Genomic DNA, 10,007 nt, shown 5'->3' with positions numbered 1-10,007 from the left:
AGCTCCCTTCATGGCAGGTCTTACTGAAGTCCAGATCCTCGTGGCCGTTCTCCGCCACCGCAGCTTCCCCCGGCAACTCCGCCTCGGGAGGAGCCGTGGCAGGGCTGGGCTCAGGATGGCTCTGAGGGACGACGTGATACTCTTGGGCTAAGCCGTGTTCTGAGAGCCAGCGCTCTGCCAACATGGCCGCCATACAGCCGGTGCCGGCAGCAGTGATGGCCTGGCGAAACTCGTGATCCTGCACATCCCCGGCGGCAAACACCCCCTCCACGCTGGTGGCTACCGATCCGGGGCGGGTGACAATATAGCCCACTTCATCCAGTTCCAGTTGTCCTTTGAACAGGTCGGTGTTGGGTTTATGGCCGATGGCGTAGAACAAGCCACCCACCGCCATCTCCCGGATCTCCCCTGTCTGGTTGTTGCGCACCTTCACCCCGGTCAGGCGCTGGCCGTCGCCCAGGACTTCCACCGCCTCGGTGTGCCAGTGCACCGTAATCTTGGGGTGGTTGAGCACCCGGTCTTGCATGGCCTTGCTGGCCCGCATCTTGCCACTGCGCACCAGCATGTGGACATGGGATCCAAACTTGGTCAAATAGGTAGCTTCCTCACAGGCGGTATCGCCACCGCCAATGACCACCAGCTCCACTCCCCTGAATATGGGCATGGCCCCATCGCAGACGGCGCAGGCGGACATGCCGCGGTTCCAGTAGATCTCCTCTCCGGGCAGGTGTAGGCGCTTGGCCGTGGCCCCGGTGGCGATGATTAGGCTGTGGGTGCGCACTTCTCGCTCATCAGAGCGGACGACAAAAGGCCGCTGGCTGAGATCCACAAAGGTGACATCCTCGGGGTAGAGCTCTGCCCCCCACCGCTGCGCTTGAGCGCGCATGTTTTTCATCAGTTGGGGGCCGCTGATGCCCTCGGGAAAGCCCGGAAAGTTTTCCACCTCGGTGGTGGTCATCAGTTGCCCACCCGGGATCCCGCCCACCTGAAACCCCTCAAACACAACTGGCTTCAGGTTGGCCCGCCCAGCGTAAATGGCCGCCGTGAACCCGGCAGGGCCAGAACCAATAATCACCACATTCTCAACCCGACTTTGCTCTGTCATTCGATGTCGCTCCTTGCTGTTGCTGAAAACTAAACCAAACTCATAACGACTACGTTTTAGTCTAACACGAGCCGGTATTCTGAGCGAGGCTGGAGCTCGCTAGTCCCATTTTCGCTTTCCTCTAGCTAGGGAGACAGGGTTTGGCTTCTCCGACTTGTCTTTGTCCAGAGGACAACAGGGCAGAAACGCTTGGCTGAGGGGCGCAATGGCCAAGCCGTTGAGCAGAAGGCCAAAGCCAGGGCAATTTCGTATCAGAAGCTACAAAATGCTGATATCGGCCTTTCTAGGATGGGTGAGCGCTTTTGGCCCACTCAAGTCGAAGCGCGGGGATCCGCTGCCGGGATCCCGTCTACCTTAGGATTACCCCAGTCTCAATTGCAACCCAATCAGGAGAGAGTAATGGCATCCACGCCCCAAGAAGTGCTTCAGATGATCCAGGACAACAATGTCCAGATGGTGGATCTCAAGTTTGTGGATATCTTCGGCACTTGGCAGCACGTTTCCTTCCACCCTTCGATGCTTACGGAACAAGTTTTCAGCGAAGGGCTACCCTTTGATGGTTCAAGCATTCGGGGCTGGAAATCCATCAATGAGTCGGACATGTACATGGTGCCGGATCCCAAGACGGCCTGGATCGACCCGTTCTTGCAAGTGCCCACCCTCAGCCTTATCTGTAACATTATTGAGCCGCGCACCGGCCAGCCCTACAGCCGTTGTCCGCGGAGCCTGGCAGCACGGGCTGTGGCCTATCTGCAATCGACAGGGATTGCCGATACGGCTTACTTCGGGCCCGAAGCAGAGTTCTTTATTTTTGAAGATGTACGGTTTGACCAGACCCAAAACGCCGGCTACTACTTTGTCGATTCCATCGAGGGCCGCTGGAACTCAGGCCGGGAGGAAAAAGGCGGCAACCTGGGCTACAAGCCCCGCTACAAAGAGGGCTATTTCCCTGTGCCGCCCACCGATGCCCACCAGGATCTTCGTACCGAGATGCTGTTGACAATGGCCAAGCTAGGGGTGCCTATCGAGAAGCACCACCACGAGGTGGCCACCGGCGGGCAAGGGGAGCTGGGCTACCGCTTTGCCGATCTAATCACGGCTGCCGACTACATGATGATTTACAAGTACGTGATCCGGAACGTGGCCCGCAAGCACGGCAAGACGGTGACGTTCATGCCCAAGCCCCTCTTCAATGACAACGGCAGCGGCATGCACACGCACCAGTCCCTCTGGAGAGACGGCCAGCCCTTGTTTTACCAAGAAGGCAACTACGCCGATCTCAGCGAAACGGCTCTCTACTACATTGGCGGCCTGCTCAAGCATGCCCCAGCCATCCTAGCCTTTACCAACCCCACCACCAACTCCTACAAGCGCCTGGTGCCTGGGTTTGAGGCGCCGGTCAACTTGGCCTACTCGCAGGGCAACCGCTCCGCAGCCATTCGCATTCCAGTTACAGGCAAAAATCCCAAGGCCAAGCGGCTGGAGTTCCGCTGCCCCGATGCCACCTGCAACCCCTATATCGCCTTCTCGGCCATGTTGATGGCCGGCCTGGACGGGATCAAGAACAAGATCCACCCCGGCGAGCCCCTCGACAAGGACATCTACGATCTGGAGCCGGACGAGCTGGCCAAGATCCCCTCCACGCCCGGATCCCTGCTGGATGCTTTGGAAAACCTGCAGAAGGATCACGACTTCCTACTGGAGGGAGGTGTCTTTACTGAGGATCTCATCGAAACCTACATCGAGTACAAGATTGACAACGAGATCAACCCCATCAACCTGCGGCCTCACCCCTACGAGTTCGCGCTCTATTTTGACGCCTGATCGAGGTTTTCATCCAAAACATTCGTTCTCGAATGAGGTTTTGGAACGGGATCCCTTCTTTTTCTGAGGGGATCCTTTTTTTGTGCCCGCCTAGATACTCTAAGTAGGATCGCCAAAGTCTAGAGGTTGGAGGGAGGGTTTGCAATGGAATTGCTTATTTTTGTTCTGTTCTCGTTTTTTCTTATCGGCCTTCTGGCGCTTGTTGTCTATCTAGCTAACTATCTAGAGAAGAAGCGTCGGGAAGCTTTGGAGCAGGTGGCCAGGAGCCTGGGCATGTCGTTTTCAGCGGAGCTACCCGAAGGGATCCGCTCCCGCTTGCTTCAGGCAGGCTTTGAACTATTTGAACAAGGCTACGATCGACGTTTCTACAACTCAATGTCCAAGCGGCTAATCGATGGAACTGAGATCGGTGCCTTTGACTATAAGTACACCCGCGGTAGCGGCAAGAGTCGCGGCACTCATTTCCAGTCTGTTTTCTGGGCCTATTGCGAAGATCTACGGCTACCTGATTTTCGGCTACATCCGAATATTCCCCTGTTTCATGACATTGCCAAAGCCTTTGGCATGCAAGATATCAACTTTGAGGGCCACCCTAAGTTTTCCCGCAGCTACCTTTTGCGCGGAGAAGATGAGGCCAAGATTCGCCTGCGCTTCCATCCTAGGTTTCTTAGCTTCTTGGAGCAGCATCCTCCTTGTTGCGCTGAGGGATCCGGGCCGCAGCTTATTGTTTGGCGGGACAACCAACAGGTGAGTCCAGAAAAAATGGCAGACTGGCTGCGCTTCGGGGAAGAATGGGTGCAACGACTGCGGCTGCATCGCGTTTAAATCGCCCCTCAAGGCCACTCCCTGGGTATGATGAGGGGAAGAGTTTAAAAAACGTAACGTGTCTTCCTCATTGTCCCAGGCAGTTGTTCTCATTACAGGGGCCACAGGGGGCATTGGCAGCGCCCTTGTGCCTATGTTGGCCCAGGCCGGAGCCCATCTGGTGCTGGCGGCACGGCGGGAGGATCCCTTGCGCGCGCTGGCGGAGAAAGCGGTGTCGCTGGGGGCTGCCTCTGGGGTGGGGATCCCTGCCGATGTGACGGACTATGCCCAGGTGGAGGCCCTTGTCAACCAGACCCTACAAAGGCACGGGCGGATCGACGTGTTGATCAACCTGGCAGGAGCCGGGATCCTCAAGCCTGCCCCGCAAATTACCCCTGCCGAGCTGGAGCGGATGCTGGCGGTTAACCTCAAGGGCAGCTTCTACACCAGCCAACTGGCAGCCAACGCCATGCGGGAGCAAAAATCCGGCCACATCCTCAACTTCCCCGGCATTTTGGGCCGTCACCCTATGGCCATGGCTGCAGCTTACTGTGCTGCCAAATTTGGTGTGGTTGGCTTTAGCAAGTGCATGGCCGATGAGCTGAAGCGCTTTGGGGTGCGCTTTACCCTGTTTTACTTCGGCGGCATCGACTCACCCTTCTGGGATCCCATCAGCCTCAAGGTGCAGCGGGACAAAATGCTCAGCCCCACCACGGCTGCCGAGGCCATTCACTTTGTCCTCACGCTGCCCGCCAATGCCGTGCCCAATGAGGTGGTGCTGCAGCCGGAAAGCCATCAGTTTCTGTAACAGAGATCCTGGAGTCCCTCCACGAGCAGCCACGGGATGTCCCACCGCGTGGTTGTAGAGTACCCTACTTTCTTTCGCGGGGGTGTCTGGATCCTGGCCCTGACGCTGCAAGTCCAGGAGGGGCCCCCCAGGAGCTAAGGTTTGCTGAGAGCACCTTTAGGAGAGCCCCGAGAAGGGGTGGGATCCCTCCTGGCTAAAGTTGGCAAGCCCCTTCCTGGCCAGAGGAGGGTTGACCAAGCCGGGGGGCTGCTTGCGGCTATTTGGGCAGGTTGCTTCCATAATCAGGAAAGTGTCCACTCGAGGGCCTGGCCAATGGAGGCCATACGCTCACTTTTGCAAGAGGAGCCTATCCTCTCGTTTGCTCTACTGCTGGGGGTGATCCTGGTGGTGCCGCTGCTCTTTGAGCGGCTGCGCCTACCGGGGTTGGTGGGCCTTTTGGCGGCGGGGATCGCCCTGGGGCCGCAGGGGCTGAACCTACTGAGCTCAAAGCTGCCGACAGTGCAGTTGCTTTCGGATATCGGCGTGGTCTACCTGCTGTTTGTGGCTGGGCTGGAGATCGACCTGGAGCAATTTCGGCAGACCCGCAACCGCTCCGCCACCTTTGGCGTGTTGACCTTTGCCATCCCCCTAACCGTGGGCACTGCCATTGGGCGGCTATTTGGCTTCGGATGGAACGCCGCCATCCTGCTGGGATCCCTGTTTGCCTCCCACACTCCCCTGGGTTACCCCATTGTCAGCCGCTATGGCCTGGTGAAAAACGAGGCGGTGCTGGTCACCATCGGCGGCACCATCTTCACCGACATTGCCGCGCTGCTGGTCTTGGCAGTCTGTGTCGGCATCCACGGCGGTGAGTTTTCCCTCTGGAGCTTGGTGCGGCTGCTGGGATCCCTGCTGCTGTATGCGGCTGCGGTCCTGTTTGGGGTGGACTGGCTGGGGCAGCGGTTTTTTCGTGTAACCGGCAGCGAAGAGGGCAACCAATTTTTGTTTGTGCTGCTGGCTCTGTTTGTGGCAGCTCTGGGGGCGCAATGGATTGGGGTAGAGAAGATCATCGGCGCCTTTCTGGCGGGGCTAGCCGTGAACGATGTGCTGCGGGAGGGCTCCGTCAAAGAGAAGATCGTCTTTGTCGGCAGCATCTTGTTCATCCCCGTCTTTTTTGTGGATATAGGGCTGTTGCTCGACCTGCGCGCCTTTCTACAAACCCTCAGCTCCCTTTGGCTGATACTGAGTATCCTGCTGGGGTTGACTCTAAGCAAATACGCTGCCGCCCAACTCTGTCAGTGGCTCTACCACTACACCCCGGCGCAAAAGCTGATGATGTGGTCGCTTTCCTTACCCCAGGTGGCGGCCACCTTGGCAGCAACCCTGGTGGGGTACCGCGTGGGGTTGCTCAATGCAGAGGTGCTCAACAGCGTGGTGGTGTTAATGCTGGTCACGGCCACGCTGGGCCCAATTTTGACCACTCGGGCGGCTACGCAGATGGCCAGGGAGGAGGAACAGGGCCGACTCCCGTCTGGGGCAGGGGTCTCTGTAGCGCCGCCTCCACAGCCCTACGTGGTCGTGGTGCCCCTGGCCAATCCCGAAACCGAGGAAAACCTGCTGGAGATGGCCTGCCTCCTGGCCAAGCACGAGGGCGGGCGGGTGGTTCCCCTCGCAGTGGCGACCGGCCACCTGCACATGGACTCTCCCTTGCTGCAGGACTCTCTAGAACACGGCGAGGGTCTGCTGCGGCGGGCAGTGGAGTTTTGTCAGGCCTTGGGAGTAGAAGTTACCCCCCTCAGCCGCATCGACAGCCACGTTGCCCAAGGGATCAGCCACGCCAGCCGTGAGCAGAACGCCAGCCTCATCGTCATGGGCTGGAGCGATCCCACCCGCTTGCGGGCCCGCCTCTTCGGCAGTGTCATCAACAGTGTCCTCTGGGCTGCCCATTGCCCGGTTGCCGTGGCGCGCCTGCTCCAGCCCCCTCACAAGCTGCGGCGGATCCTGGTGGCGCTGGAAAACTTTCGCTCGCAGGCGGCTCGGGCAGTGCGCTTAGCCGAGATCTTGGCTGCCGCCAACCAGGGAGAGGTTACCTTGCTCCACATCTGCCTCGCCAGCACCCCCGAAAGCGATCGCCAGTGGCTGGAGGCGCAGCTTTTGTCCCTGGCCCAACAGCCAGACTTGGGCTACCCCGTCCAGGTAAAAGTCTTGGCCAGCGACGAGGTCGTCAAAGCTCTCTTGCAGGAGGCCCAAGGGTTTGACCTGGTGGTGTTGCCCTCTTTTCGGCGGCGTAACCCCAGCGGGAGCCTATCCTTCAGCGACACGACCACTCGCCTCCTAGAACGCCTCACCTGCTCTTTGATCATGGTTGGGGAGCCCCTCTGAGGCCTACAGGGATCCCTTCTTTGCCCGACAGCGCAGCTTTCCTTATCACACAGCGGGGCGGCTTGGTAGCCCCGTACTTAAGTGCGGGGCGAAAAAGCCCGTAAGCAACTTTGGTTGCTCATCAGACGTGGTAGCGATAGCTGCTAGCGGGCCTAGAAAGGCTGATGGGTGTGGGGGTGCTGCTTGATGTTGTCGGCATCCCTCACTTCCATTACCGCGTTGAGAATTCGCCGCGGCTCAGCGCTGAGATGGAGCTTGAACACCCCCCTCTCTGGCGTGCAGACCTGGTGCAGGGGGATGTGACGAAATTGGGGCTTGCTGCGGTACGTACGGGCCGCCGCTTGTAGCCGCTCCACAAAACCTTCTCCCAGCACCACCCCTGGCGGGAAAACATCGGCGGGCAAAGTCGGGATCCCGTTATCGACAACTTCTGCGTAAGTAGTGGCGTAGAGAAGGCAGTAAGAAGTGCTGCGGCGCTCTTGGGCGAGGCAATCCAGGGCGGCGGCGGGAACCGGCTCGGCCACCAACACCTCCCTGAGGCGACCGTCCTCATCCCGTTGGAAGCAAGAGGCCACTCCCAGAACTACATAGTCCAGCCCCTGGACGGGGCCTGAACTGAGGTGAGTTTGCGCCGTATCCGCCATCGCTGCCCCCTCCGCATTGCTGGTTGAACTTTACTTGACCTCAGGTAAGTACCGGGATCCCATGACAAAACCCCTTGTCCTCACCTTAGCAACAACTTCGGGGTTGGACATCGGAGGCTTACTCTGGGGCAAACTCAGCCCGCAGTTGCCTAGGCGTGAACGCCTCCCGACACTCATCTTCGTTGAGTAAACGCAACTTAGATAGAGGACGGGCTTCACGCTTCACAGACTTGTTTGGACTTGTTTGTCCAGAGGCCTCAGCGTGCTGCCACCGTGCGACCCACGGCGGGAAACTCTCCGGAGATTTAACTTGTTCTCCTCAAGTGTAGGACGAACGGCTTTCATCCCGACACTGATTTACTCTTGAGTAAGCACAATTCACAAATACAGTGCGGGGCTTCCCGCCGATTAAGCTAAAACTCCTGCCGCGCTTCTAGGGCACGGGCCAGGGTGACCTCGTCGGCATACTCCAGCTCGGATCCCATGGGCAGGCCAAAGGCCAGACGGGTCATGCGCAGGCCGGGGGCAACCGGCTTCAGGTAATCCTTAACCACGTGCATGGTGACCTCCCCCTCCACGCTGGGGCTGAGGGCAAAGATGAGCTCCTGGGGCTTTTCCCGCGCCACCCGGGCCACCAGCTCGCGGATGCGCAACTGCTCGGCCCCGATCCCGTTCATGGGCGAGATCAGGCCTCCCAAAACGTGGTAAAGGCCCTTGAACTCGCGGGTGCGCTCCATGGCGATGAGATCCTTGACATCGGCCACTACGCACCAGGTGGAGGGATCCCGCTGCGGCGAGCGACAGATCTCGCAGGGATCTTCCGCCGACCAGTTGAAGCAGACGGAGCAGTACTTAACGGTTTGCTTGGCCTCCAGCAGGGCTTTGGCCAGGGCTTCGACCTCGCTAGCGGGCCGGTTAATTAAGTGCAAGGCCAGGCGCTGAGCTGTTTTGGAGCCAATGCCGGGCAACCGCTGCAGCTCCTCGATCAGGCGAGCCAAAGGGCGAGTGTACATAGGAAGCCAGGCTGGCCGGGATCAGCCCAACCCCAACCCCGGCAGGCTAATATTTCCGGTCAGCTCCTCCATGCGTTTGCGCATCGTCTCGGCAGACTGGGTGTAGGCGTTCACCATCGCCGTTAGGAGCAAGTCCTCCACCACATCCACCGGCTCCTGGAGTACTTGGGGATCCAGAGAGACCTTGAGGGGCTCCTGGTTGCCGTTCACCGTCACCTTCACCAGCCCATTGCCGGCCTCGCCGACGATCTCCATTTCTTCCAGCTCTTTTTGCAGTTTTTGGGCACCGTCGCGCACCTCTTGGGCTTTCTTGAGGGCTTCCTGAATTTTGCCGAAGGGACCAAAGCCTCGGGTCATGGGATCCTCTTTCAGACACTGCTGTTCTACTCTACTCCTTTCCTCTCGCCGGTATAAAGTACCCGCCAAGCTGGGAACCCAGGTCAGATCGGCCTTTTTAGCCTGGGGTTAATCCTGACGAATTATCCTCAACAGAGAGGGCAAAAGCTCCCCCTGCCCCTCAGCGTCCTCTGCCTGGAGGTGTCATGGCTCAACTGTTGCAGGATCCGCAGTCGCTAGCCGCCCAGCCCAGCCCCGTGGGCCAAAAGTCTTCTCCCTTGTCCTGGCGGCGCTGGATCCCGGAGCGCTGGTATGTCCACCTGGGCCTGTGGCTGGCCTGTTTGGCGTTGGGGTTTCCGGTGTTGTATGCCCTGATCGTGAGCACCCAAAACAACGCCGAGGTGTTTCGCTATCAATTGACCTTTGGCTCTTCGTTTGCCTTTAACTGGCAGCAGGTGATGGTGGCGCGTCACCTAGGCCATTACATGGTCAACAGCGCCATCGTGGCGACGGCCATCACAGTGGGCAAGACGGTTTTGTCGCTGTTGGCGGGGCTGGCCTTTGTCTACTTTCGCTTTCCAGGCAAGGGGCTGGCCTTTGGCTTTGTGCTCATGACCTTGATGATGCCCACAGAAATCTTGATCATCGCCCTGCTGAGGCTAGTTACCAACTTGGGCTGGGGATCCACCTACTACGCTTTGATCGTGCCTTTTCTGGCCAGCGCCACGGCTACATTTTTGTTTCGCCAACATTTTTCCAACATCCCGCGCGAGCTGGCGGAGGCAGCCCAACTGGACGGGGCAAACCCCTTGCAGTTTCTCACCCAAGTGCTGATCCCCCTGAGCTGGAACGCCATCGGGGCCCAGGCGGTGATTCACTTCGTCTACGCTTGGAATATGTACCTGTGGCCCCGCTTGATCGTGCAAGGCCGGGAGCGACAGGTGGTGCAGGTGGGGCTGCAATCTCTACTCAACTTGGATAGCTCCGCCTCCTATGGCCCCATGATGCTGGGGGCGATCATCGCCAGCATTCCGCCGCTGGTGGTGTTTATTGCCCTGCAAAAGCCTTTCATGAGCGGCCTAGCCCTCAGCCGCGACAAGTAAACTGTCCCC

Annotated in this window: 9 protein-coding genes; 5 read left to right on the top strand and 4 right to left on the bottom strand. The window is 58.9% G+C overall.

The window, feature by feature from the left end:
* On the bottom strand, positions 1-1,105 hold a 1,105-nt coding region (gene trxB / locus NW852_RS06020; RefSeq protein WP_414426549.1), incomplete at its 3' end, for a thioredoxin-disulfide reductase.
* Positions 1,106-1,504: 399 nt separating this feature from the next.
* Here trxB and glnA point away from each other — a divergent pair.
* The 4 genes from glnA (at position 1,505) to NW852_RS06000 (ending at position 6,902) form a co-directional block, all read left to right on the top strand.
* The gene (glnA, locus tag NW852_RS06015) at positions 1,505-2,929 is read left to right on the top strand and encodes a type I glutamate--ammonia ligase (RefSeq protein WP_414364516.1); all 1,425 of its coding nucleotides are present in this window, start codon (positions 1,505-1,507) and stop codon (positions 2,927-2,929) included.
* Positions 2,930-3,073: 144 nt separating this feature from the next.
* Positions 3,074-3,754 (top strand): hypothetical protein, encoded by a 681-nt coding sequence (locus NW852_RS06010; protein WP_414371051.1) that lies wholly within the window; start codon positions 3,074-3,076, stop codon positions 3,752-3,754.
* Between the two features lie 58 nt (positions 3,755-3,812).
* A complete protein-coding gene (locus tag NW852_RS06005; RefSeq protein ID WP_414371049.1) occupies positions 3,813-4,541 on the top strand; it encodes an SDR family oxidoreductase in 729 nt (242 codons plus the stop codon).
* A 333-nt stretch (positions 4,542-4,874) separates the two neighbouring features.
* Entirely contained in the window at positions 4,875-6,902 is a 2,028-nt protein-coding gene (locus tag NW852_RS06000) for a cation:proton antiporter (protein ID WP_414371047.1), read from the top strand.
* A 152-nt stretch (positions 6,903-7,054) separates the two neighbouring features.
* Here the strand turns inward: NW852_RS06000 and NW852_RS05995 are convergent, their stop codons facing one another.
* The 3 genes from NW852_RS05995 to NW852_RS05985 all read right to left on the bottom strand — a co-directional run bounded on the left by NW852_RS05995 (position 7,055) and on the right by NW852_RS05985 (position 8,916).
* Positions 7,055-7,546, bottom strand: a complete 492-nt coding sequence (locus tag NW852_RS05995; RefSeq protein ID WP_414366139.1) for a hypothetical protein — start codon at positions 7,544-7,546, stop codon at positions 7,055-7,057.
* 413 nt (positions 7,547-7,959) lie between these two features.
* Positions 7,960-8,559 (bottom strand): recombination mediator RecR, encoded by a 600-nt coding sequence (gene recR, locus NW852_RS05990; protein ID WP_414366137.1) that lies wholly within the window; start codon positions 8,557-8,559, stop codon positions 7,960-7,962.
* A gap of 21 nt (positions 8,560-8,580) precedes the next feature.
* Positions 8,581-8,916, bottom strand: coding sequence for a YbaB/EbfC family nucleoid-associated protein (locus NW852_RS05985; protein ID WP_414366136.1), 336 nt, complete (start codon positions 8,914-8,916; stop codon positions 8,581-8,583).
* Positions 8,917-9,101: 185 nt separating this feature from the next.
* On the opposite strand from NW852_RS05985, the gene NW852_RS05980 reads away from it, so the two are divergent.
* Positions 9,102-9,998 (top strand): carbohydrate ABC transporter permease, encoded by an 897-nt coding sequence (locus NW852_RS05980; RefSeq protein WP_414366134.1) that lies wholly within the window; start codon positions 9,102-9,104, stop codon positions 9,996-9,998.
* Positions 9,999-10,007 lie beyond the last annotated feature (9 nt).

The sequence above is a fragment of the Synechococcus sp. H60.1 genome, from assembly GCF_047462335.1.
Lineage (GTDB): Bacteria > Cyanobacteriota > Cyanobacteriia > Thermostichales > Thermostichaceae > Thermostichus.
Note: the sequence above shows the minus strand (reverse complement) of the source record. Positions and strands in the feature narration are given on the sequence as shown.

Bases quoted from the DNA above. Each gene is read 5' to 3' on its own strand.
- glnA (WP_414364516.1), top strand. From the start codon at position 1,505: ATGGCATCCACGCCCCAAGAAGTGCTTCAGATGATCCAGGACAACAAT.
- NW852_RS06010 (WP_414371051.1), top strand. From the start codon at position 3,074: ATGGAATTGCTTATTTTTGTTCTGTTCTCGTTTTTTCTTATCGGCCTT.
- NW852_RS05995 (WP_414366139.1), bottom strand. From the start codon at position 7,546: ATGGCGGATACGGCGCAAACTCACCTCAGTTCAGGCCCCGTCCAGGGG.
- recR (WP_414366137.1), bottom strand. From the start codon at position 8,559: ATGTACACTCGCCCTTTGGCTCGCCTGATCGAGGAGCTGCAGCGGTTG.
- NW852_RS05985 (WP_414366136.1), bottom strand. From the start codon at position 8,916: ATGACCCGAGGCTTTGGTCCCTTCGGCAAAATTCAGGAAGCCCTCAAG.
- NW852_RS05980 (WP_414366134.1), top strand. From the start codon at position 9,102: ATGGCTCAACTGTTGCAGGATCCGCAGTCGCTAGCCGCCCAGCCCAGC.